Consider the following 24,433-nt stretch of genomic DNA (forward strand, 5'->3'; position numbering starts at 1 on the left):
GCGCTTGCCATTAGGCAGCCGTCAGCCTACCTCAGCGAGCCGGCCGTCACCGTGAGGATATGGAGCCCGAGTATCGCGGCTGTCTTCAACAACCCGGATCCGGCTGACAAGAACGACAGCAAGGGGAACCCAGAAGTTGATACCGGGGTCGGCGCTGCCGCTTGTCAGCGACCCCGCGACAAGCGCCGACAAGGCGCAAGCCCGAACACTCGAAGCAATTGCGTCAACCTCTCGATCGACGTGACCTCGCCCCGACAGCCCCCGCGCCAGCATTGCCAACAGGATCGTCATCATTGCGGTGCCGAATAGCCCCAACTGGGAAAGCAGCGCTATCGGCCAACTCGAGGCCCGCGAACTCCCCAGTCCGATCCCCAGCCCGCCCGTATCGAAGAAGGACTGCAGACTTTTATAATTCCAGTAGCTGCGCTCCTGACCTGAGGTTGACGTAGCTTTGTTGATCACCGTGCTGTCGACAAGCTGCAATACAGGATCGAAGATATGAGGGTAGAACAGAATTGCGGCCAGCCCGGAGAGGAGCAGCAGCGGTAGAAACGCGACAAGCAGTGCCTCCTCCGATCTCAGCCGACCTGAAGCGAGCGACTTCACGATGGAAATGACTACAGGCACGGTCACGATCGCAAGACCGACGTAGGCGGTCGATGACGTCGACAGCAGCAGTAGAATAAACAGGGACATTGCTAGCGCCAATGCAAGCTTTGATCCGGTCTTTCGCCAATAGGTAAAAGTAAACGCGAGTCCCCCCAGCGATACTCCGCCAAACGCCGATGCCTCCGAAAAGGCCCCTGCAATCCGCCAAAACCCGGCTTCCGTAGCATGGGTCAGCATGCTGTAGTTGGCGGTACGGATCGGGGCAAGGATGTCGTCGGCGCCGAGCAGCTTGCCCACCAGATCCAGAACGCCCATCAGCGCGTGCAAGCTGAACCATAGGAAGAAGCCCCGCCTGATATCGGTTAGCGTGCCGCTGCGCTGCAGCAGCAGACAGACAGCCAGGAAGGTCAACCCGCCAAGGACAAAGTAACCCGCCTGAGAGATATTGGCAGACACCGGCGCCAAGGCCGCTTCGTAGACGCCCCTGCCCGTGCGGGACGAGACGAAGGCGCTCGTCTGCCCTGCAAAGAGCCTCGGAAATAACAGCGCTCCGATGCAGACATAGACCATCAGCGCACAGACGATCCATGCTGCACCTATACGAACAAAGACCGCTCCTATTTCCCTCCAGATTCCCCGTCGAGCCAGCGCGGCTACTATCACGAGCATACCAAAGACGGTAAAGATAAGCGGTGAAGAACCGCCAAGCGAGGTTATTGTCCCGATTGCCGTCGCACCAAACGCCAGAGAGGCAATCAGCGCAGTGATCATCGACCAGCGCATATAGACGACGATGGCCAGGATTCCCGTGCAAATAAGTGCCCCAACGACGGAAACCTGCATTTCACACTCCGACGATCAATGATCCAGACCCTGACTGCGCCGCCGAATCCGCTAAGCTAAATGGTTGGCTTCACAAAAACGAGCGACTCTGATTTGCTTGGGACAGGGTTCGTCTTGCGCGGCGTCGATTGACCCTGGGAGGAGGTCGCCGTGTTGCTTGCTATTGTCGGCGTTGCCGGTCTTGCCCTGGCAATAGGGCTTACGTTGCGCGCGCCGGCGCTGATCGTGGCGACCTTGGTGGTGATCGTCGGCAGCATCGCTGTAGGCAGTTTTCTTCACCTGTCTATTCCAAACACCATCCGCTCGACGTTTTATCTCGTTGTCGTCACCCAAATTGCCTATCTGGTCGGCCTTGCAATTGCCGTGCTGCGGCACCGCCTAAGGCGACGATAGCGTTGGCGATAGCAGCGTGGGCGACAATCGCATGAGGCCGTTTCTGCCGCGCCGCCTGACATAGCCAAGGTCAGGAGGTCTGATCAAACTTCATGATGGCCGGTATCGTCCGCATCAGGATCGAAAGATCGCGGCGCAGAGCCCATGTCCGAACGTACTGCATATCCAGCAATACGCGATGCGAATAGTCGGTCGTGTTTCTCCCGTTTATCTGCCAGAGGCCGGTCAGTCCTGGCCGCGTCTTCAAATATTCATGCGATGCGGCGCCATAGCGTTGCAATTCGTCGGCAACGACAGGACGCGGGCCGACGCAACTCATGTCACCCCGCAAGATGTTGAACAGCTGCGGCAGCTCATCCAGGCTCGATTTGCGAAGCATCTTTCCGAAAAACAGGATACGCGGATCGCACTTCAGTTTCTGGTTGGCTGCCCATTCCTGGGCGGCTTTTGGATTGCAGCTCAAATGCCGTTCGAGCACCTCCTCGGCATTCGGTACCATAGTGCGGAACTTGTAGCAGTCGAAGGCCTTTCCGTTGAATCCAATACGCCGGTGAACGAACAGCACCGGACCGCCTGTGGTGGCCTTGATCAGTAGCGGGATCAGAACCAGGATCGGACCGGCCAGGATAAGCGCTGTCGAGGCTACAATCAGATCCAGCAGCCTCTTGGCCCAACCGCCGAGCGGCTGTCGGCTTTCGCTGCGCGCATCGTCTTCAAAGCTTGCCGTGCGCATATCCGGCTCGAACGAAACCGTGCCATGGTCATGGCTTGCGTTGAGTTGAGGCGACGAAAGGTCTGGCGTGTTCGATCGTGCGGCCGCGTCGCTTTCACGCCGAAGAAGCGATGTCGCGGCGGGCCTGGCCCCGACCAGTTGAGCCCAGCCTTCAACAGCCAGGTCTTCGCACTGCCGCAGGTTGCTTTCGATCACGTTGGACATCTTCCGCTTGCGCTCGATTTCAACTTTTCGTTCGCATCTTGTCGACGACGGATGATGTCCGACAAGCAAGGAAAAGGTGGTAGATCGGGGGTGTTTGGCAGCGTGGCCTACCCCTTAGTTGCTAGGCCAGCTACGAATGGCTGCTCTGTCCAATACCTGGCACGGTATCTGAAACGATCATCCGGCTCGCGACGCCCCGAAGGGCGCGGATTCACTTTGACAGGCAAGTGTCGGAGACTGGCAGTGTCGAGACTTGCCGCTGGACTCTAAAGCGCGTCGCGTTTGAACGGATTCATGCGACGCGCTTAAGTTCTTGTTTTGTTGCATGTCGCCATCGCAAAACCGCTGCGCACCCTCGGTTCAAGCCCGAGGGCATGCTTTTTCGCGACATGCATTAGCTCGACGCCGCCGCGAGGAGGACAGGATGTCAGCGCGGCGCTTGACCTGCGCGCTTCCGGTAACGATGAGCCGACACAGTACGAACACGTGTCATCAACACGCCAAGGACGGAGGAATTGGTGTTTTTGAGTGTCTGCGTCAGGTCTTCCAGTTGATCAAGCGACGTCACGCCCCACTGCGCCACCACAATCACGCCATCAAGAAGCGGGCAGAGAGCAAGCCCTTCGGCTCCTGAACTAAACGGTGGGAGCTCAACAATAACGATACCGTAACCACCAACTTCGCTCAGCAATTTCTCCATATTATCGGGAACCAGCAAATTCGCCGAATTCGACACATCGTTCTTCAAATAATAAAACGATGTCTTTTCAATGAATCGGATTTGCTTTCCGACGTCTTTAGGGCTGCCGGAATCCCGATCGATCACGTTGAAATCGGAGGAAAAGACACGTTCGTTGGCCAGTGCCGACTTATCGTCGGCGTTGATCACGAGGGTCGCTGTGCCCGTCGCCCCACACAGCGCCGCCAGATTGCTTACAATGGTGCTCTTTCCGTCACCGGGGGACACGGATGTAATTCCGATGCGACGGGTGGCCCCGGCCAGGCCCATGATCGCCTTGACGCTCCTGAGGCTGCCGCTGAATGAAGAGTCCGGATTCCTGAGCACCTCGTCAAGCCGGCCAAAACCACCCCGCCTGAAGCTGACCGGCGGCAATTCTCCAATACAGGCCAGGCCCAGTTCGCGACGGATCTGACGCGGGGTCCTCACGTTCCGATCGAGGCCGCGTCGTGCTACGGCGAACCCGATGCCAGCCACCATTCCGGCAAGTGCGCCAAAGGCGAGGATCAGCGTCTTGCGCGGCCGACTTGCTTTCTTTGGGCTCGTTGCGGACGTGATGACGCGAGCATCGGCGATCAGGTAAGGCTGTTGGTCGACCGAGTTTGTATACGCCGCGAGCAGGCTCTCATACATCTTTCGATAAGTGTCGGCGGTAACCTCCAACTGCTCCAGCGTAATCTGGTGTGTTGGCTGTCCTTCACTGAGCGCGGGGTCCTGTCCCGCGACGGACGTCTCGTCCTGACCGATGCTGTAGTCGTGTTTTGCGCGAAACTGCTGGGCGACCCGGGTCGCGCTGTTCATCTGATCACCGACCTCCCGCATCCGCCTTTCCAACCATGCGATGCCTTCGCTAGCCGTTGCTGTTGTCGTTTGCACTTGCTCGCGCACGAACGCTTCCGCTGTGGCGTTTGCGACGCGTGCCGCCAATGCCGGATCGTGAGACTGGAATGTAATGTCCATTGCATAGGAAACACCGACACGCTGGACATCCAGGCCACCGCTGAATATCTCCACTGCGTGACGCCGACGCTCGGATTCCAGCGGCGGGCTGTTCGCCTCCATTCGATCCGGCAAGGGCAGCACGCGATGGAAGAAATCCGTCAGCGCAGCATTGCCGGTATGGAGTCCGCCGGCATCAACGATGCTCATCCAGGCTCTGCGAAACCTCTCGCCGATGGTCGGACCGTCCAGATCCCTGAAGGTTGGATTGTCCATGAGTCCAAGGTCATCGATCACCATCATCGCGATTTTCTGGGAGCGCAGAACAGCAAGTTGGCTCTCGACCTGAGCGGTATCGAGCGACAGGTTCACTTCGGCCGGTTGCTGCTGAAGGTTTCTGGGTATCTTCGGTTCGATCAGGATCTGGGTGCGCGCGGAATAAACAGGATCCGAGGTAGCAAAGTAGAACGTCGCGCAAACGATTCCGGCGATGACGAACGCAAGAATCGAGAAAAGATACTGCCGAGCAAACGAGACAACGTCAGCGAGGCTGATAAAGTCCTGCGGCGCATCCGCCCCGAGCCATGGCTTGTGAGCAGTTGCCGCCGACGGCCGGTCTAGCATGGCTTCAATCCAAATCTGCGACAAAGAGAGCGGCGAACTGCAACGGTCGAGCAGCATCGCCACCGATGGGCCCCGGTTCGAGCATGCAGCCGCGCCACTGTTATGATGACGACCGTTTTAGCTCGATCGGCCCAATAGGTGGGCGCCAGGAAACATCTCATTGAGCTTGTAGACGACCTCCGTCCTGTTCGTCGCCTTCAGCTTCTTCATGATGTTGCGGATATGAACCTTGACCGTGCTCTCTCGAAGGTTGAGCTCATGAGCGATTATCTTGTTCGCCTTGCCACGCCTGAGAGCCTGGACGACCTCTTCTTGCCGCTCCGTGAACACACTCGCCATCGGCCTTGCCATATCGACTGTTGTGTCGATTGCCTTGTGCTGGGCAAGCACGCTGCTTGCAGGGACAAATGTGCCACCGGCAAGGACGAGATTTACGGCTTCAACACAGATCTCGAAACGGATCGATGAAGGGATGTAGGCTTTTGCGCCATAATTCAACGCCTTCAGAATCTGCTCTAGATCGTCGGTATCGGCCAAAATCACCACTGGAACCGGGTGGGCCTCATTGACGAGATCGGCGATTTCGCTGCCGGTTCTTGCATCTGTCACCTTTCGGCTGCCGACGTTCAGCAGAATAGCCGAGATCGACAGTGCATTCTCTTGATGCCGCCACTCTTCGATCGAACCGAACGACAGGATTTCCTTGCCGATGCCATAGGCGGTCAGGCATTGCGCAAGACATTGCCGGTCAAGCACTCGCTCGTCCAGCAGAGCCAGGCAAGATTCGGTCAAGCCATGTCTATGAAGATGTATTCCATTCCCGGCCTTGCGCGATACGAATTCCAGTGCACCGGGTGATTTGCTATCCAGTTGAATTGTCGGAACCATGAACTTACTCCCCAAACTCTACCCAACGTTTCGAGACCAGTACGAGATCGACTGCAGGCAAATACTACTTCCCGCGCGCGATGTTTTGTTCGCGTCGCCTTCACTGTAACTGCGGGATTTTCCCAAGCCCCAACTTGGAACAGCACTACCCCTTCAATAATGTTTATCGCCGAAAAGCTGTGCCTTCACTAATTTAGGTTAACAAGACGTAAAAAATTTTTACCCCTTCACTTGGCCGTAGTAATTTGGTCTAGGAGGGAGGTCAGCCAGAGCACACACCGACTGGAATCTGGACCTCGCGTTGTTTGCCAGGCGCGGTGGTCCGTCGGCAAAGACAGCCGGCGCCGCCGATGGCAGTGCGGCCCTAAGGCGCGTCGCGTCGCCTTTGCGTCGTGCGCCAAAACAAGCGTCAGCCATCGATATACCTGTCATCGAACTCGGCAAATTTCGTTACGCCCTGCCGATCCAGCACGCGGACATGACCTTGGCGGAACTCCAGAAACCCGCGTTCCCGCAATTCCCGCAGCATTCGGTTGACATGGACCGGCGTCAGGCCGAGCGCGTCCGCGAGGTCGTACTGGGTGAGAGGGCATGCAAAGCCAGTGCGGCTGACAGCGCCGACGCGCTCCAGGCGCGCTCTCAGCTCGAGCAGCAAGTGCGCTGTACGCGCCAAGGCGCTGCGTCGGCCTATATTGGTGAGGTGTTGGGCAACAAGCGCTCGCTGGCGGGCGAGCGTTTCGAGAAAAAGCGAGGCTATGTGGGGCGACTTCGCTGCTCCAAGAGCAAGCGTCTTGGCCGAGGCTTCCAGCACTGCAAGGTCGGTTTGAGCCACAAATGTCTGAAGAGCAGCGCCCGTATATGTCTGTGGCAGGACAATGTCGCCCTTCAGGGCAAAGTCCAAAATCTGTCGCTGTCCACCGGCAAGGTCATGAGAAATGCAGCCCCAGCCAGACTCGATTATGAAGACGCGATCGCCGTCCTCACCCTGATTGACGATAGCGGTTTCCGCCGCATATCGCTTCGGCACGAAGCCCAGCGCCTTGATATACGCCTTATCGTCGCTTTTGACTGCGACTGACGCCGGACGGTTTTCATTCCCACTCAATGAAAGGCTTGTAGCATACGTCATTCGAACCCCCGCCAATCCTCCCCTAGATACCTCCCTACGCAAAAACGTACTCCAGCTTTGACGTGTTGAGTACCCTGCACGGGCTACAACCATTGGGTGATGTTGCACTGCACTCTCACAAAAAAGCAAGGACCACGCCAGATCGAGGGCAGTAGGACGCGAATTCCTCATAAAGTTCGACCGACTTTCTGCACCATCCATTCGAATGGCGAGGCCTCCGGCGGTCGGAAGCGCCTGGTGACACCGTGCAACTTTGGAACACGCCACTTTTACGGATCGCTTACGGCTTTCGGCGCGACTGCCCTACCGGCTGCAAGCCAGGCATTGCTGCTGACTCGCTGTCGCGCTGACGTTGTCGGGGCGAACCGCCGGTCGTTCAAAACCGGGCGGAACGTGCCGCTACCCCATCCATGCAACCTTCTGATTTCACTCGCAGATAGCACCCCGGATTCCCTCATATCGAGCAGCACCGGGTCACTCAAGTCTAACCGCTGCAGGTGAGATGCCTCACAAAACCGGCAGGTCGCGCTGGGCCCGATACGAGATTTCCTCATCGCCGTGACGAGGTTTCAACGGACAAGAGCGTTTGTTCTCAGGCTCGGCCACTTCGGCTCGATGAGTAGCCTTCGCTGTAGTGCCAGGGCCGGGCCGGAACGGGTCGATTGACAGCCCCTCTTTCGAGCCAAGCTGTCTCCGGGTTCAGCCGCGACACAGGGGCGAGGTATACCCCATTCGCGTTAGCTATGAACCCCTGATACCTCGCACGTGCGAAGAGACCGCTCGCCACGTACCCAGAAGAGGGGGTATGTCTGAGTACCGCTGCCACCGACAGAAGCCCGGCCAACCGGGTCGCATCGGCCTTTTTGCACATCATTGATCCAGCGATTAATGGATGTCGCGCAAAAAACATGTCCTCGGGCCTGACCCTGGGCCTGGGCCCAGGGCCTGACGGGAGTGTGCGCTGCGGTTTTGCGATAACGACATGCATAAAACCAGAACTTAAAAGCGCATGGCGTCCTGCTCTCCTACGGCTTCACCCGCCGCACTCTTAATTGGTGTCGCCCACCTGTATGGTACCGTGCTAATATTCCAGCCGGCTTGGGAGGTTCCAATCGACCTCATTGCGAATGTTTTCGCCGGCACGTGGGCTGCCGGGGTGCTTGCCGCCATCTGGTATGTCTGGAGGCGGCGCTCGCTGCCCGCTGCCGAAAACAACCAGAACCGCGATTTGCGGGAATGGCTGGACGGGCAGCTGTAGAGGCGCTTGTGCCGGGGCGAAGCAGGCGCCCGACCCGAAATGACACGGGCCGTCCCGGCGCCCGCGAAGAGGGCGCCCAACCCCATGTTCGGCGAGGCCATGCCGCAAGAACGGCGCGACGTCAAAATGAAATAGCCGACACCAGCCGCCGGCGCGGGAACCCAAGCGCGTTTGGCATCGCTACCGCCAGCACTGGCTTTTGACTGGCTACCGGCTCGCCGAGCGCGAAAGAGCAGCTTCCGTTTGATCGGCCCCGCTCAGGAATTCGTCGCGTTCGGCTATCCACAGATTCGCATAGTCGACATTCTGCCACTCGGCAAACCAGGGACCGCCGCTTGTATAGTGGACCGCCTTGGGTGTGCCATGCGCCGGCTTTTCGTTCCAACCTTCAAGCCAGTTCCACTCTACCGGCAGCGAGCCCAAATCCTCATCGGCAACCCACTGCATTCGGTGGAGGTAGGCGCCACTTTCGCGGTTCACGACCTCCGGCGTAAGCGATTTAACCGCAGGATGCGCGCAATTGAACAGCATCAGCGAGGACCAGTTTTTTCGTGGGTAGGATGTCTGGACGACGCCATCCATCTTGGTGGTGGCCTTCGGCGTATAGTCGTGCTGGACGCAATAGACCGCCTTGTTCGACTTCGTGTATTCCAGCAACCCTGCGACGTCGCCGAGCCACAGGAAGTCGCAATCGCAAAACAAAGCCCAACCCGTATAGTCGGCGAGAAAAGGCGTGAGAAACCGCGTATAGGTGAACTCTGTTGACGCGAGCGGATCTTTTTCCCTCCAATACAGTCCACGGGCACGCAGCTCGTCCTGTTTGATTGGGATGACGGAGACAGGCACCGAAGCGTTTTTGAGCAAAGAGTGCCGCGCCACGTCGTAGGCGATCGGCTCACGGCTGTCCCATCCAACGAATACCCTAAACGCATCAGTCATATTCAGTACCTTGGCTCCAATTTCAAAACGGTCATACACTAACGGTCTGGCAACAGCTCGGCAACAATGGCGCGGAAATTAGCCAGGGCGATTTCCGAAGCCCGCGGATTTGCCTTTCACCCCGGCGCGGCTTTCCTCGGCGCACCTCGTCTTGCCGCCCAACGCGACAAGCGCCCATTTCTGATAGGTGTAGCCGGCCGAATAAGCGGCGACCATCGCGCCGGTCGAACCGTCCAGAAACCCCAGCCTGAAGACATAGCTGTTCATATAAGCCCAGACGGAGCGCAAAACCGCCTTGCTGATCGAGCTTTTTTTTCCCTCGGCAAGCATCCGCGCGGCGGACGCTTGCGCGTATCTACCGATCTTGTCATGCGCGTCCGCCAGGTCGGCGATCGAGTCATGCTCCATGGGATGGGACAATCGCCCGACCTTGCCATTCACCACCACCTTCTCGTGCACGGTGTCGTCGCTGAAGCGGCCGGAGCGGCGACGAAATAGCCTGAGCACCAGATCGGGCGACCAGCCGCCATGGCGGACAATGCGCCCACAAAAGCGCGATCGTCTTGGTATTTCGAAGCCGTGACAGCCTTTCGGGTTGGCGATGAAAGCCATGATTTCCGCGGCCAGCGGCGGCTCGACCCATTCGTCGGCATCAAGCGAAAGGACCCAATCGCCTGTCGCCGCGTCGAGGGCGCGGTTTTTTTGCGCGCCGAAACCCGGCCAATCGAGGGTGATCAGGACCTTGGCCCCGAGCCCACTGGCGATGTCCCTGGTTTGATCGGCGCTGTTATTGTCGAGGACGACGATTTCGTCGGCAAAATGTACCGAGCGAAGGCAACGCGCAATGCACGCTTCCTCATTGCGGCTGATTATGACGACTGAGAGCGCCGGCACGGTCAGGTGGTTCCGGCATCAAAACTGCGACTGTTGTTCAAATGAAACTGTTCCCCCGGACCTGTTGTCACTCCGGTGACACTAACGGATTCAAAAAATATGTCGAAAATTATTTCAGGTCGAGACTTTCGTACAGCGCTATCATTCTCCTGATCATGACGTTGAAATCGTAGTGTTCGGCTGCCGCCCTGACCCTGGCCGCAGTCTCAGGCCGTGACGACAGCTGCAGCGCGCGGGCAAGCCCGGCGGCGAGGTCGATTACGCTGGCTGCGTCGCAAACAAGCGTCGGCTCGAAGCGATCGACAAGCTCGCGCGCCCCACACCCGGTGCTGACCACGGCGGGCAAGCCGCTGGCCATGGCTTCGATGACGACTGTGCCGAATGGATCATAAATGGAAGGCAGCACGGCAATGTCGGCGGCGCCGTACCATGGCAGCGTATCTTTTTGCGGCCCCAGCATGCGGAGCCTTGCACCAAGACCAAGCCTGTCGCCGGCCTGCTTGAAGGCATTGGCGCGCGAATCGTGCCCGACGACCCACAATTCCGGCTCGCCATCGAGCCTGGCGACAGCCTTCATCAAGGCAAGCAGTCCCTTTCGCGCAAAGCCCGAGCCGACAAACAGGATGACCGACCTGTTTTCGTCGACGTCGAGCCGCGTGCGCACCGCGGCCCGATGCTGCTGCCGCAACTCAAGGTTAAAGCGGTCCAGGTCGACCCCGTTGGGAATATGGTGCACGCGTTCGGCCGGATAGTCGTAGTGACGGACAACGTCCTCAGCCACCATTTTCGAAATGGCAATCACCGCTTTAAGCCGTGGGCTGGCATAGGTTGTGCGTTCAAGACGCAGCGTCTGGCGATGAAAGGGACTCAGCGCCATCGCTGCCCTGCCAAGCCGCGTCTCGAAACGCCGTCGCTCGGCAAGATAGGCGGCATGAACGCCTTCCCCGGCCCGGAAGACGTCGCAGCACGGAAGGCGATCATTGCTCTGCACCAGGGCCGGCGGCATTTCGGCGATCTTGCGGCAGGCGGCTTGAGCAAAGGACGTTGCCCGCAGGTAGCGGGGAAAGCGGCGGCCGGCGCACTGGATGAACTCTATGCCTTCGTATCGCGGCCAGTCGCCTGACAGCACGGCCACCGGCCGTTGACGCGCGGCGAACGCCGCCATGATGTTTTCCAGCATGATCTCGCCTCCGCCAAAGGGCGCGTAGCGCTGGCGCACGAACAGGATAGGCCTCTTCGGGTCAGCTTGAATCCGTTGATCATGCCGTGACAAATCCATGCGACCTCGCTACGCCCTTTTGCACCCCGATCAAGCTTTCGAACTTGGCGGGACTTTGCTCGCAGTCTATTAAGCGTGGCAAACCGGTCCTGGATAGGGGCGCTGGCGTATAGTTCCGCGTGGTTGCGGCTATGCCACGACGGTAGACTGCTTTCAAGGCGAGGGTTTTTGCCGATGACCACCAGCCATGTCTCGCCCGCCGACCAGGCCGTCTCGGGCAAACGCAGAGTCGGCGTGATCCGCCGCTTGGAGCGCTCGTTGCGACCGGGGCTGCGAAATCTCCGTGGTCTGGTCAAGGAGCCTTTTCTAGCCTGGGCGCATCCGGAAGCTCTGGCTTTTTACCGCAGAGCGATGCAAACCGCTTATCTGCCGGACGACCTGATCGACGTCGTCCCGCAACTCAAGATCCTGTATCTCGCCACGCCGAAGGCGGCGAGCAGCCGCATTCGCAGCAACCTTGCAGCCATGATCGGCAATGACACCGTGTCGGAGTGGCGCAGCGACCAGAACTGGAAGGTGCACAACCGAAAGGCGTCGAACTTGCAGGCGCCTCGCCATGGCATCGTGCAGTTCCATCGCATGGCCACAAGTCCCGAAGCCTTGCGGTTCACCTTCGTTCGCAATCCCTATACAAGGCTGTTGTCGTGCTGGGCCGACCAATATCGCGACCGCCCCCTTGTGCCTGGCTATGGCAGGGTGGAGGTCTATCTGGCTCATCGCGAAAGGGCGGATCCGGCGCTGCCTGTCGGTGCTGACAAGAGCCTGTCGTTTGCTGATTTCGTCGCCTTTGCCTGCACGACCTCGACATGGCGCATCGACAAGCATTGGCAGAGGCAAAGCGACATCGTCGACCTTCCAGGCGTTGTGTTCGACCTCATCGGCAAAACCGAGACTTTCGCACGGGATTTCGAACGGGTTCTCGATCATGTCGGTGCAAGCGAGGAAATGCGACGCGCGGCGATGCCACCTCTGCACACCTCCTCGCGCCGCAGGCTTGCCGACTATTTCACGCCAGAACTGGCCGATACTATCTACCGCGCCTATGAGCGCGACTTCGATCAGTTTGGCTATCCGCGCGCGCTTCCAGAGTGAACGATCCGCGCGACAGAACCCTAGACATACCCGAACGCCTGCATCAGCGGTTTGCCGCGTCCCTCGGTAAGCTCCTTCAATTCCATTTGACCCAGTTCGGTCTTCCAGCGGCCGCGGCCATCATAGATCGGCTTGTTGACCTGCTGGTTGCGGAGCGCGGCATGTTGCGTCTCAACCTCGACTTCGGCCGGTTTGAACCATTGCTGCGGGTTCCTGTGGTAGTCGAGCAGGTCCGAACTGAAGGACAGATCGAGAAAGCCGCAGATGCGCTCGACGATCCTGGCCGGATCCTCGACCAGATCCTCATAGCGGTAGATCAGCACATCCGGCGCTTCCTGTTCGGCAAGAACGAGCGCATTGTCGTCGATCCAGCGGTCGAGCGCCTCCGCTGGATCGCCGAGACGTTTGGCCAGCGACGCCACGACGTCGCGCCCGTCGCGCACCGGCATCACGAAACGCGCGCCAGGCACGAGCCGGCGGATCCGGCCGACGCGACGGATGTGCCGCGGCGTCTTCTCAAGCAGAAAGGTCTTTCCGGCGCCAAGCGCGGCGCGCTTCAGCTTCCAGTAGCGGAACATCGCCAGTGGGGTCCATTTGAAGAAAACGTTGGTTTCCTGGAAAGGCAGGTAGACGTCGGGATGGGAGGCGAGAATTGTCGCAATCAGGGTTGTGCCGCTATGCCCGCAGCCGCATACGAATCCGGTCCGCATCACCATCTCGGCAGTGTTCCTCCAGCCTGATCCAGCATTGCAACGAAAGAGAAGCTGGCAGCCTTGACGTTGCTACGCCGGCGCCCTCGAAATGTCGGCGTCCTTCAGGAAACCGGATAACACAGCCTCCTGATAGCTGTCCTCGGATTGCGAGGCCACGGCCGTTCGCTTCCAGCTTTGCGGAAGACCAAATCCCTGCTTCTTGCGCTTGAGCGTGCTCGGCGGCAAAACATCACGGTAGGCGTATTTGAGCCCGCCTTTAAGCTGGCCATCCTTGTAGAGGAACGACTCCGGCAGACTGAACGCATATTCGATCATCGTTCGTGACAGGAACGGGATCCGCGCCTCGATCGAAACCGACATGCTCAGCCTGTCGACCTTTGTCAGGATGTTGTTCGGCAGACTGGTATGAAAATCGAGATATTGCAGGCTGCGCAACGGCCCGAGTTCCGGCTTCCACCACGACCTGAGGTGGGCGAGTTCATCATAATCGGCGGGGATGGCGAAGCGTTCGCGATAGACATCGCGCTGCCATCTGGTTCTGCCGGAGCCAATAGCGAGGCTGAGTTCCACGGGGTCACGTGTCGTGATGAGGCGAAAATTGCGATTCTTCAGGCGCCACCCGCTCTGAGAACCAAATGGCACGAAGCGCTGTTTCCGGCGAATGCCGCTAAACCGCTTGTATGAGCGATAGCCGCCGAAAAGCTCGTCTCCACCATCGCCCGTCAGCACGACCGTCCTGTCGCGACTGGCGAATTCGCAGACACGAAACGCCGGTATGGCAGCCTTGTCGGACAAAGGCTCGTCGTACCATTGGCGCGTGCGGTCGAAGACGTCATCCAGTTCTGACGGCTGCAGGATGCGGATCGCGTGTTCGGCGCCAAACAGCGCGGCGACCTTCGCCGCCTGAGCGCTCTCGTCATATTTTGGATCCTCGAAGCCGATTGAAAATGCCTTGGCGGCGGGATTGACGGCAACGGCATGCGACAGGACAACCGCTGAATCAATGCCGCCGCTCAGAAAATAGCCGATCGGCACGTCGCTCACCATGTGAGCGGCGACGCTCGCCTGCATACGGTCCCGCAATCCGTCGGCAAGGCGATCGTCACCCTCCGAGCGGATTTCCGTGGGCAGGTTCCAGTAGCGCCCGACATCGACACGGCCCGTTTCGAAATCGAAGGTCAGCCGATTCGCGGCCGGAAGCTTGAAGATGTTGCGGTAGAGGCTCTTGGGCGCGGGGATATAGCGGCATGCGAGATAGTCCAGCACAGCGGTCTCGTCGATCGGCGGCAGATCGTCGCCGAGCCAAGCCTGCAGCGCTTTCAGTTCCGACGCCCAGGCAAACCGGCGTCCCGAATGGAAGTAGAAGAACGGCTTCATGCCCGGGCGATCCCGGATGGCGTGCAGTTTGCGACGTTCGCCGTCATGGATAACGGCCGCATACATGCCGTCCAGCCTCTCGCAGAGGCCTTCGAGCCCCCATGCCCGATAGCCATGCAGCACGACTTCGGAATCGGACTGTGAGGTGAACACGCACCCTTTTCCAATCAGATCGGCGCGGAGCTCGCGATAATTGTAGATCTCGCCATTGACCGTGATGGCAAGCTTGCCGTCGGCGCTGACCATGGGCTGATTGCCGGCGGTCGACAGGTCGATGATGCTGAGGCGGCGAAAGCCGTGATAGAGATCGCCGGTGACGCGCGCGCCACCATGGTTGGGGCCGCGATGTTGCAGAGTGTCGCGTGCCTGGTCGGCGCGATCGATGTCGTCGGGGGAGAACCCCTCGGTACGATAGACGCCAAACAATCCGCACATCAACTGGCTCCGCAAAAGCTTTTGCCGGCTTCCGCCGGTCGGCCCAGACCAGTATAGGAAACCATTTCGATCCTCAACCGCCCTGCTGATTGAAGCGGGTTTGAACACTGATAGAACGGTCAGGCGATCATGCGCGATCAGCCTTCAGCAGGCGCGTCAGGTTCTTCTCGGCCTCATCCATCACCGCAGCCCAGGGTCGTTCCCGTTTCGAGACCAGCACGGCGGAAGGATAGTAGGGCGTGCGATCGCCCTCGACCGGCCAGGAACGTTTGAAGCCGTCACCAAGGATGAAGACCGACGGAACGCCGAGCGCGCCGGCCAGATGCGCCCCGGTGTTGCTGATGGTTACGACGGCGTCCATCGCCGCGACCTGCGCGGCGAAAAGATCCATGTCGACGAGTTGATCCACCAAGACGTCGTGCAAGATACGCGCGGGATCACCATCGGTCAGGATTTTCAGGTCGGGCTCGATCCGGCCATACTGCAGCGAAACGAACTGCAGGTCCTGTCGACCGAGCAGCCCGCGCCATGCCGTCAGTGGCGGCAGGTCCTTGCCGGGATTGGAGCTGCCCCATGCGATGCCGACCAACGGCTGGCCATCCTGCCGATAGCGGGCGCGAAGTTCAGCGACCCGCGCCGGATCCGGCTTCAGAGGAACAAAATGCTCCCGGATCGTGGTCTCATTCGTCTCGAACACGGCAGTCAAATGCTGGACGCCGGCAAAGAGCTGGGCCTCGCCATAGGCGGCCTTGGTCCCGGGACCGACGGCCCGCACATCGGCGGCGGGAAATGTCCGCTGAAACAGCGGCACCAGGCGGTGCTCGACCAGGACGATCAGACGAGCGGCGCGGGCGAGCGCGCGGCCGACGGAACTCGCATGGTGGATCGCGGTGGCCAGACCCTGCTTTTCGGTTTCCATCAGATCGACGAGCAGGACCTGGCCCGAGATATCCTGGCCCAGCCATTCGCCGTCGACGCGGCCCTCAACGATGTGGCGACGGGCGATCTTGAGCTCGGCCGCCGGGCCGTAGGCGCCCATGCGCATCAGCGCCTTGCTGAGCTCGTCGAGCAGGTGGACCTCACGCCGCGACTTCGCGATCGACCCCAGCGCCAGGGCTTTCGGCAGCGCCGCCGACCAGTCGCGCGCCTCGATGCTTCGCCTGTAATCTGCCATCTGATCGGCAATGTCGCCATCGCGCCAGCGCAGGAAAAGCTGCCGCCGGTGACGACGGAACCAGACCTTGTAATTGTAGCCGGCGAGCGCGACAACGCGGCGAACCCGGCCAAGCAGTTGACTAGCTTCCATCACCAGCTCCACCGATGGTTTGCGCCACCCGGCCACCTGCTTCCCGCATCGCGGACGCCCACGCCCGGCCGCCCTTTCGCACCAGTCGAACGCTTGGATATGTGGCCACGGTCTCGCCGAAGGCAGGCCACGACAGCCGAAACCCATCGTCGAGCAGGACGACGGTCGGCACGCCGAGCGCTCCCGCCAGATTGGCACCGGTATTGCTGATCGTCACCACCGCGTCGAGGGCGGCGATTTGCGCGGCGAACCGGTCCATATCCGACAATTGGTCCACCGACGCGTCATGGATGATGCGTCCCGGCGCCCAGCGCTCGAATTCGGAGAGCGCTGGCCCGACATCGCCATATTGCATGCTGACGAAACGGCCAGGCAGATTGCCGAGCAGCGCCCGCCAGTCGTCCAGGGCCGGCAGGTCCTTGCTCTTGTTCAGACTTCCCCAGGCAAAGCCGATCAGGGGACCCGGGCCATGAGCGAGATAGGCGCCGCGCAACTCGGCGACAAGCCGGCGGTCCGGCTCCAACGGAACGAAGGGCGCGCGCGCCGTCGGCTCATCCGGCCAGAGGTGCCTCGCCAGTGTCTCGAAGCAGGCGAAGACATCGGCGTCGACCGCCGCCGCCCCTTCCGCCTCTGGCCTGACATCGAGCGCGGGATATGTTCTGCGATAAAGTGGCGCCAGTCGCGGCTCGACCAGGACGGTGCATCGGTCGGCGGCCGCGACCACCGGGCCAAGCAGCGACGCGAACTGGAGGAAGATCGCAAGATCGCCTTCGCGCCGCTCGACGGCAAGGCTGCGACCCGCAAGATCATTGCCATCCCATTCGGGCCGGCCGGGCACTTGCTTGCTCGACGCGATCAACTGCCAGGCGCGGTTGCCGCCGCCGAGGCGTCTCAGTCCACGCCCGGCTTTTTTGACAAGCCCGCGATCGCCAAGCTTCTCACCGAGCAGGCCGAGCGCCAGCGCATGATCCCGAGCCGCCTGCCAGTCACAACGCTCGACGCTCCGCGCCATAAGCTCCAAATGCCGTTCAACGCTTTGGTCGCCATGGCGCGAGGGCCGCCTGAAAAACGTCCTCCCCCGATCGAGAAGCTTCCGCAGCCAGCTGCCGTCAACAGCTTGCGGGCGCAGGTCGGCGGCTTTTGCCTTTTTGAGGATGGATCGTCTGCTCGGCACGTCGCCCTCAATTTTTGCCGGACAGCGTCGAAGGTGCGGTCAGAACCGACGAGAGCCGCCGGCCGACTTCGTCGAGCACCACCGGCCATGCGCGCCCTTCCTTGTGTATGACGATGCCCTTTGGATACCAGGGCGTTCGATCGCCAGTCACCGGCCACGCTGTCTGAAAATTGTCGTCGATCAGGAAAATGGTCGGCAGGCCGAGTGCTCCGGACAGATGCGCCGCCGTATTGCTGATCGTCACCACGGCATCGAGCGCGGCGATCTGCGCGGCGAAACGGTCCATATCGACCATTTGATCGACGCTTTCGTCAAAGATAAGACGGTCGTCATTGCCGTTGCGCAGGCGCCGCAGCGCCGGCTTGATCTGCCCGTACTGAAGCGAGACGAATGTCGCTGGCGTCTGGGCGATGAACCGGGCCCAGTCGGGGAAATCAGGCACGTCCTTGGTGTGGGATTTGCTGCCCCAGGAGAGGCCGACCAGTGGCTGATCCGTCATCGAGCGATAGCGCTTGCGGAATGTCTCGACGAGTTCAGGATCTGCCCGCAGCGGCACGAAATCTGCGGCTAGTCTTTCGGCATCGCGGCCGAAAATCCAGGCGAGATTTTCGAAGGTCGCAAATTTGTCACCAACGACATTCTGCTGCGCTGGGACCACGGTCGCGTTCGGGAACGTTCGCTGCACAAGCGATACGAGGCGCGGCTCGACGCGAATCGTCGCGCTTTGCGCGCAGGCAGCGGCGGCGCCGGCCAGTCGCGCATGGCGGATGACGCGGCCAAGACTTCGAGGGTCATCCTCCACAAGATCGATCAGCAGCCTATCCGAACCGAGATTTTCGCCGGACCATTCATTGGCGCCCTTGCCTTTTCGTTGCCGGCGAGCCGAAAGCCGAAGCTCGGCCGCCCGCGCGAAGTCGCCCAGCCGTTCGAGCGCCTGGCCCGCCTTCTGCATCATTTCAGGGTCGCCGGCACGATCGGCAATGATGGCCATTTCATTGGTAGTTGCTTCAAGGCCTGTCCAGTCCCTGCGCGCGATCAGCGCGTCGGCCCTGGCCTGCTGGTCCAGAACCGAGCGGGGCTTGGAGCCGGCAAACAGCGTCCGCGCCGCCTTTGTGTATCGGCGCAACCGCAGGCCCAATCCACCAATGACATAGCGGATACGGGAACCGTGGTAAAAACTGGTCATCGGCCTTCAGCGCAATACGCTCTGACGCAGCTTTTTGCCGCCCTCGACGCGCGGAGCGGCCGCTTCCAGATGGAAGATCGAGCGATAGATCTCGCTGCGCCCGGCAAGCTCGTCATGAGTCCCGGAGTCCGCGAGCAAGCCTGCGTCGAATACGAGGATGCGATCGGCCGCCTTGATGGTTGAAAGCCGGTGCGCGATGCAGATGACCGTGCGCTCGAACGCATTGTCGAACGCAGCCTCCATGACCGCCCGTTCGTTTTCGCCGTCGAGCGCCGATGTCGCCTCGTCGTAGACAATCACCGGAGCATTCTTGAGCATGGCGCGCGCGATGGCAACGCGCTGTTTCTGGCCGCCCGACAGATTGGCGCCGCTCGGCCCGACAAGCGTGTCGAGTCCGTTTTCCAGGTTAGAGGCAAAGCCGGTGACCCGGGCGAGTTCGGCCGCGGCCTCGATCTCCCGATCGGTGGCGTTCGGGCGCCCGTCGCGGATATTGTCGCGGATCGAGCCCTCGAACAGGAAGACGTCCTGTGACACCAGCGCGATATTGTCGCGAACGTCGGACAGGCTGATCTTCGAAATATCCTTGCCGTCGAGGAGAACCCTGCCCTTGTCCGGCTCCATCAGGCGCAGGATCAGATTGACGATGGTTGTCTTGCCGGCGCCGGAGCGGCCGACGATCGCCAGCTTCTCACGAGGTCGCACCTCGAAGGAAACACCGTGCAACGCCGGGCTGTTGCCTTCATAGGAGAAGGCCACATCCTCAAAACGGATACCGCCCTCGACATCACCGAGGTGCTCGCCCGCGGTGGCGAGTTGTCGCTGTTCGGGCGTGTCGATCAGATCATACATCTGCTCGACGGCCACCATTTGCTTCTGGGTGTCGACATTGACCCGGGCCAGCCGCTTGGCTGGCTCATAGGCAAGCATAAAGGCAGTTATGAAGGCCATGAATTCGCCCGGCGTCTTGCCGTTGCCGAGGGTCTGCCAACTGGCATACATGATGAAAAGGCCGATGATGAAGCCGCCGCCGGTCTCCATCAATGGACTCATCAACGCCGATGTCCGGTTGATCTGGATGCCGCGCCTTTCCATCTTGCCGACGGCCTTGGCGAAACTGGCGGCCGCCTTGTCTTCGAGCTGGAACGACTTGATGGTGCGGATGCCTTCGACGGCTTCCGTGCCGATCGACTGGACCAGTGCTGCCAACTCCGTCTCGCCCCTTGCCAGCGCCCTGAGCTTCCTGGTGATGGCACCCACCGACAGGAACAGCAGGGGTAGAACCGTCACGGATATCAGCGACATCACCGGATCCTGCTTGACCATGACGCTTGCCAGGGCAATCAGCTTCAGCACATCGGAGACGGCGCTGCTCGTAAGGGTGAGAATAACGGCGGCCGCGGCGCGCGCGTTGAACATGATCTTGGAGACGAATTTCGCCGGATGCTGGTTGGCGAACCGATTGATGTCGAAACGCACCATTCGGGAAAACTGGCGGTTTTGAAGGTCCGAAACGATAGCCCGGCGAATCTTCCCCGTCGTGATGGTCTGGCAGTAGTCGGCGATCCCCTTGACCAGGAAAATGCCGATGATCACGGCGCTGATGCCCCATGCGGCGGCAGCGTTCCGTTCCACAAATATGCTATTGACCATGACACTCATGATCCAAGCCGTTGCGCCGGTCGCCGCCGCAGCGGCGATCGAACACAGCAAACCTGTCACATAAAGCGCCTTATGCGGTGGCAGGTTCTCGACGATCAGGCGCTTGACCAGCGGATACGCCAGGGCCGCTGAAATTTTTTTCTTTGCGCTCATTCCGTTTCCCGATGCGATATATCGTTTTTTGACGACCTCGCTCCCGCCAATCCATGAAAATTCTCTCGACGCCGTCACATCTGCGCCAAACTGATATGTGACGTCTGACTTCGTTCGAAGTTATAGTCAATCTTGAATCCTCCTGATTGCGGGTAGCGGCGAAGCGGACCGAGTGTCGGGCATTGCTGACGGCGGCCGGCTATGACGATTATGGAGCGGTTGTGGCATTACTAGAGCGAGTTCGACGAAAGTACCTTCGGCACCGCCACCAACTCGGATACATCAAAGCTATCCATTTGATGGCATCGAACAAATCAAACACGAAGTATGACGACTTTGTCAGTTCCGGCGCTATTACAATCCGCAAAACCTCATTGTTCACTTCTGACGATATATTCTTCACGATGGGGAGTTGCTTCGCGCAGGAAATTCGACGTGCATTGACACGCAGACAGATCGCGTGTGTTCCGTCCTATAGAAATATCAGCTTCGACCCGGCAGAAGCTATTGTAGACGAGCTGCCTCGGCAGGAGCACATGAACTTCTACAACACTTTCACTGTTCGCCTTCAGATCGAACAATTGCTCGGCTTGTGGGATCAAGCCGATGACGATTGGTGGCAGGTTAGGAAACGTGTGCCTTGGGGCTCGGGCTGCTTTCAGGACCCGTACCGCCGCGGTATCTTCGCCAAATCTCCGCAAGTTCTCAGAGCCGTGATCGAGAGCATGAACCGGGAGATGCGGCTTGGCTTTGATGCAGCGACGGCATTCATATTCACCTTCGGAATGACCGAGGTCTTCATCAACAAGGCCAGCGGCAAGGTCGCGGCACAGAAACCGCTCTATCGTGGCGGCGGCGGGATGCAGGAAACGACGCTTCACGTCAGCGGCTTTCAGGAAAACCACGCCAACGTGATGGCCATCGTGGACATGGTCCGCAAACACAAACCCGATGCACCGATAATTCTCACAGTCTCACCGGTTGCGTTGGCTCGGACGTTTCAGGACGCGGATGTCGTCACCGCGAGTACTGAAGGCAAATCCGTTCTTCGGGCTGTGCTTGGTCAAGTCTGCCGGGAACGGGACAATGTCCATTACCTTCCCTCGTTCGAGTTTGTCACCTATGGAGGCCTTGCTCGCAGCTACAGGGAGGACCTGCGGCACGTAAAGACGCCGATCGTCAACGACATCGTTGAACAGTTCTTCAACGCGTACTTTGCCCCGCCGTCGGCGTAGCCGCTAGCTCGCCTTTACGACAATCGCCTGCCCGGTTGGAAGTTCGATGATGCCTTCCGGGCGGTCTTCGAAGAATTGGTCAAAGGCCTTTCGGGCGCCAGGACAGAGCGCGGAGCCGTAGTCATCACATATGATCATGCCATGCGCGGCGACCCGGTCGTAGAAGAAGGCGAGCGCGTCACGCGTCGGCTCGTATAGATCGACGTCAATATGGACCAGGGCGAAACGCCGGTCGGACACGTCGGAAAAAGTATCCGGTATCCATCCGACATGAAAAGTGGTGTTGCCGAAGCCGGAAGTATTCTCCCTGGCGACGCTCTCGTCGGTGCTGAGATCGCCGGACTTCCATGACGTCCGGCCGTTTCGCTTGCGGTCTTCCGCGGTTGGTTCTGAGAGGCCTGCGAACGAATCGAAAAGATGGTAGTGCCGTGGCCGCAGATCGCTCATCAGCATGAATATGGTCGAGCGGCCTTGTCTTACGCCGCATTCGGCCACATCGCCGTCGATGCGCTCGATCGATCGCAAACAGCTTTGCAGGACGAAAGCACGGGGATCTGGAATCCCGCTTATGTCCTTGACCCGCTGCAGCGCCTTTCGGAAAAATGGCTGATCCTTCCAGACCATGTGACTGGAATAAACATAAAAGCCGTATTTGTCGGCCTTCTTCTGGGAGACCTTGTACCAGGCCACGCCCCTGCTTTTTTTCGAGATAAGAGCACGCGCCACGTCTCGCAATTTCATCCTTACCTCCAATATTCGATATGTTCATAAAACCGGCAGAAGAGAAAGCTCCGCCGGCATCAGGCGCGCAAATGATGTCGAGTTCCCGGCTGATTGACCCTGGCTATCGAGCGCCGTAAGGAGCGCCTCCCGGTGCTCGTAGTAAGCCTATGCCTGGAATGGAACTCCCATGCAGTGCGACTCAAGATCACGGGTCATGTGCCTGGGCCGGTGCGGAAACAGGCACGGAGCCGGGCATCCCTGGCGCTCTTCGGCATGACGCCGGCCAAGCATTGTCGATCCGCTAATTCGCGAGGTTCAGTCGACTGCCCCGACCAGTACATCGGGGTGTTCAATTATCGCGACCCAGCGCCCGGTATGCGTAGACGACTGCCTTTTTATAAATCGATATCCAGTTGCCGACCAAGGCTTCACATCGTCGTTAAGGTTGTCGAGTACGTAGTCGCCTTTGTCGGTCTTGACGGTCAGCACCGCGTGCCCCTCGCCGTCCGGCTTCCTGACGACGGTGATCAGAAGGTTCGACAGCGAAATTCCCTGCTGATTGAGCAACTGGCGCTTAAGCAGGACATAATCCTCGCAGTCGCCGAGCGCGCTGTCAGGATAGGACCAGAATTCCATCATGCCGTGAACGTCCAAATCGCTCGCCGGCCTGATCGATCTGTTCACCAGCCTGGTGACGGAGGCGAGCTTGCCTTCCATGGCCGCGGACATAAGGACTGGAGCGCTCTTGCCTGATCGTATTGCGCACTCCGCGGCCCGCCGTCTGCAGAATTCGATATAGCCGACAGGGATGGAGGTTGGCTGCCCGGTGGCCATGGCGCCAGGCACGACGTCGGCCGAAGCCTTCTGCATCGGCGTCGCGGACATCATCAAGCCTATCAGTAGGCCGGCACACAGCCATGCCCGCGGTACCACCAATCCCATTCGCCCCGCCCAAAGGTAACGACCCGAAACAATCTTTAATACCGCGTTACCATCTTTTCATAGGCGCATCAACACAGCCGACACACAATTTAAAGCGACGGTCGCGAACCATCTGACGGTGGGCGCCGCGCGGTCGCCCAATCAGCAAAATTGTGCGTTCATTCCATCAGGGGAATGTTCCGCTTTTACGCCATCGGTGTTCTTCGGCAGCGCCGCTTGCCGGACCTGATGACGACCCGACAGGTATTTGGCTGCGCAAACGCGGACCGGCGGCCGAAAAAAATTGTAGCCAAATTTGTCGAAGTCCAAGAGCTACGGGACCTCGCATGGATTCTCATACATTCGGATACACCTCGATAGCTCTCGGGCAAACCTCTGCGACAGGCGCAGCGTAGTTTCATCCGTGAGCAGGAAGCCTCGTCATGGTGACGAGACAGAGAGCCGACGGGATTTCGCAAGCAGGAGTCAATTCCGCGCGAGCCGCCGTTGGCGGGTCTGCTCATAATTGAAAGGAAAAGTGCGATGAATAAACTTGTAACCGCTATCGCCATCCTCGCCTTGTCGACAGGAGTCTCGCTCGCTGCCAATCAAAACCCGGATCGCGACCCGACCCGCGGCTTCGCTACTGGCGTCGACAACAGCGGAATGACCTTGGATACCAGTCACACGGCTTCCTTGCCTCTATCCGTGGCAGACTCAAAAGAAGAAGGACAGCCACAGCCCGGCAAGGTTCTTAGGGGTCGTGCGCCATGGGCGGGCAGCCGTTGATACGCTGAACTTTCTTCCCATGCAAAATTGTCCAATCGCCCCGCATTCAGCGGGGTTGGTTGGACAAGGGCGCTCAAGGAAAATCGCGCCGTCAGGGTAAATCAACGTCTCAGGCGAGCGTGTCAAGGCGCGATGGCGAACAACCATGCGATCACGGCAGGCTCGGGCGACTTCTTCAGCGTCTCGGAAATGACCTTGG

At 59.6% G+C, this 24,433-nt stretch carries 20 protein-coding genes; 4 read left to right on the forward strand and 16 right to left on the reverse strand.

Features of this window, described 5'->3' with window-relative positions:
• Positions 1 to 21 precede the first annotated feature (21 nt).
• The gene (locus NMG80_RS29630; protein ID WP_254021389.1) at positions 22 to 1,452 is read right to left on the reverse strand and encodes a hypothetical protein; all 1,431 of its coding nucleotides are present in this window, start codon (positions 1,450 to 1,452) and stop codon (positions 22 to 24) included.
• Between the two features lie 150 nt (positions 1,453 to 1,602).
• Here NMG80_RS29630 and NMG80_RS29635 point away from each other — a divergent pair, with 150 nt between their 5' ends.
• Positions 1,603 to 1,845 (forward strand): hypothetical protein, encoded by a 243-nt coding sequence (locus NMG80_RS29635; RefSeq protein ID WP_254021390.1) that lies wholly within the window; start codon positions 1,603 to 1,605, stop codon positions 1,843 to 1,845.
• 70 nt (positions 1,846 to 1,915) lie between these two features.
• Here NMG80_RS29635 and NMG80_RS29640 read toward each other — a convergent pair whose 3' ends face one another.
• The 7 genes from NMG80_RS29640 to NMG80_RS29670 form a co-directional block, all read right to left on the reverse strand.
• A complete protein-coding gene (locus tag NMG80_RS29640) occupies positions 1,916 to 2,773 on the reverse strand; it encodes a sugar transferase (protein WP_367186023.1) in 858 nt (285 codons plus the stop codon).
• Positions 2,774 to 3,209: 436 nt separating this feature from the next.
• On the reverse strand, positions 3,210 to 5,141 hold the full coding sequence (locus NMG80_RS29645) for a GNVR domain-containing protein (protein ID WP_254021442.1): 1,932 nt from the start codon (positions 5,139 to 5,141) through the stop codon (positions 3,210 to 3,212).
• 60 nt (positions 5,142 to 5,201) lie between these two features.
• A complete protein-coding gene (locus tag NMG80_RS29650) occupies positions 5,202 to 5,972 on the reverse strand; it encodes a response regulator transcription factor (protein WP_254021391.1) in 771 nt (256 codons plus the stop codon).
• 409 nt (positions 5,973 to 6,381) lie between these two features.
• Complete coding sequence (locus tag NMG80_RS29655; RefSeq protein ID WP_367186024.1) at positions 6,382 to 7,302, reverse strand: Crp/Fnr family transcriptional regulator; 921 nt, start codon at positions 7,300 to 7,302, stop codon at positions 6,382 to 6,384.
• Positions 7,303 to 8,566: 1,264 nt separating this feature from the next.
• A complete protein-coding gene (locus NMG80_RS29660) occupies positions 8,567 to 9,298 on the reverse strand; it encodes a glycosyltransferase (protein WP_254021444.1) in 732 nt (243 codons plus the stop codon).
• A gap of 78 nt (positions 9,299 to 9,376) precedes the next feature.
• Complete coding sequence (locus NMG80_RS29665) at positions 9,377 to 10,192, reverse strand: glycosyltransferase family 2 protein (RefSeq protein WP_254021392.1); 816 nt, start codon at positions 10,190 to 10,192, stop codon at positions 9,377 to 9,379.
• 109 nt (positions 10,193 to 10,301) lie between these two features.
• Positions 10,302 to 11,471, reverse strand: a complete 1,170-nt coding sequence (locus NMG80_RS29670; protein ID WP_301943402.1) for a glycosyltransferase family 4 protein — start codon at positions 11,469 to 11,471, stop codon at positions 10,302 to 10,304.
• Between the two features lie 174 nt (positions 11,472 to 11,645).
• Between NMG80_RS29670 and NMG80_RS29675 the strand changes: the two genes are divergently transcribed.
• A complete protein-coding gene (locus tag NMG80_RS29675; protein WP_254021394.1) occupies positions 11,646 to 12,563 on the forward strand; it encodes a sulfotransferase family protein in 918 nt (305 codons plus the stop codon).
• 20 nt (positions 12,564 to 12,583) lie between these two features.
• Here the strand turns inward: NMG80_RS29675 and NMG80_RS29680 are convergent, their stop codons facing one another.
• The 6 genes from NMG80_RS29680 to NMG80_RS29705 all read right to left on the reverse strand — a co-directional run bounded on the left by NMG80_RS29680 (position 12,584) and on the right by NMG80_RS29705 (position 20,566).
• Positions 12,584 to 13,273, reverse strand: coding sequence for a sulfotransferase family protein (locus NMG80_RS29680; RefSeq protein ID WP_254021395.1), 690 nt, complete (start codon positions 13,271 to 13,273; stop codon positions 12,584 to 12,586).
• 72 nt (positions 13,274 to 13,345) lie between these two features.
• Positions 13,346 to 15,088, reverse strand: coding sequence for an asparagine synthase (glutamine-hydrolyzing) (gene asnB, locus NMG80_RS29685; protein WP_254021396.1), 1,743 nt, complete (start codon positions 15,086 to 15,088; stop codon positions 13,346 to 13,348).
• 127 nt (positions 15,089 to 15,215) lie between these two features.
• Entirely contained in the window at positions 15,216 to 16,394 is a 1,179-nt protein-coding gene (locus tag NMG80_RS29690) for a glycosyltransferase family 9 protein (protein ID WP_254021397.1), read from the reverse strand.
• Positions 16,384 to 17,406 (reverse strand): glycosyltransferase family protein, encoded by a 1,023-nt coding sequence (locus NMG80_RS29695; protein ID WP_254021398.1) that lies wholly within the window; start codon positions 17,404 to 17,406, stop codon positions 16,384 to 16,386. The genes NMG80_RS29690 and NMG80_RS29695 overlap by 11 nt, the downstream gene beginning before the upstream one ends.
• Positions 17,407 to 17,575: 169 nt before the next feature.
• Positions 17,576 to 18,754: a hypothetical protein gene (locus tag NMG80_RS29700; RefSeq protein WP_254021399.1), complete on the reverse strand. Its 1,179-nt coding sequence runs from the start codon at positions 18,752 to 18,754 to the stop codon at positions 17,576 to 17,578.
• Between the two features lie 6 nt (positions 18,755 to 18,760).
• Positions 18,761 to 20,566, reverse strand: a complete 1,806-nt coding sequence (locus NMG80_RS29705) for an ABC transporter ATP-binding protein (RefSeq protein ID WP_254021400.1) — start codon at positions 20,564 to 20,566, stop codon at positions 18,761 to 18,763.
• A 182-nt stretch (positions 20,567 to 20,748) separates the two neighbouring features.
• Here NMG80_RS29705 and NMG80_RS29710 point away from each other — a divergent pair, with 182 nt between their 5' ends.
• Positions 20,749 to 21,801, forward strand: a complete 1,053-nt coding sequence (locus tag NMG80_RS29710; protein WP_254021401.1) for a GSCFA domain-containing protein — start codon at positions 20,749 to 20,751, stop codon at positions 21,799 to 21,801.
• 3 nt (positions 21,802 to 21,804) lie between these two features.
• Here the strand turns inward: NMG80_RS29710 and NMG80_RS29715 are convergent, their stop codons facing one another.
• Positions 21,805 to 22,542 (reverse strand): TylF/MycF/NovP-related O-methyltransferase, encoded by a 738-nt coding sequence (locus NMG80_RS29715; protein ID WP_254021402.1) that lies wholly within the window; start codon positions 22,540 to 22,542, stop codon positions 21,805 to 21,807.
• 297 nt (positions 22,543 to 22,839) lie between these two features.
• On the reverse strand, positions 22,840 to 23,466 hold the full coding sequence (locus NMG80_RS29720) for a transglutaminase-like cysteine peptidase (RefSeq protein WP_436798718.1): 627 nt from the start codon (positions 23,464 to 23,466) through the stop codon (positions 22,840 to 22,842).
• 522 nt (positions 23,467 to 23,988) lie between these two features.
• Here NMG80_RS29720 and NMG80_RS29725 point away from each other — a divergent pair.
• Positions 23,989 to 24,234: a hypothetical protein gene (locus NMG80_RS29725; RefSeq protein ID WP_254021404.1), complete on the forward strand. Its 246-nt coding sequence runs from the start codon at positions 23,989 to 23,991 to the stop codon at positions 24,232 to 24,234.
• Positions 24,235 to 24,433: the final 199 nt, after the last annotated feature.

The sequence above is a fragment of the Mesorhizobium escarrei genome (genome assembly GCF_935825525.1).
Taxonomy (GTDB): domain Bacteria; phylum Pseudomonadota; class Alphaproteobacteria; order Rhizobiales; family Rhizobiaceae; genus Mesorhizobium; species Mesorhizobium escarrei.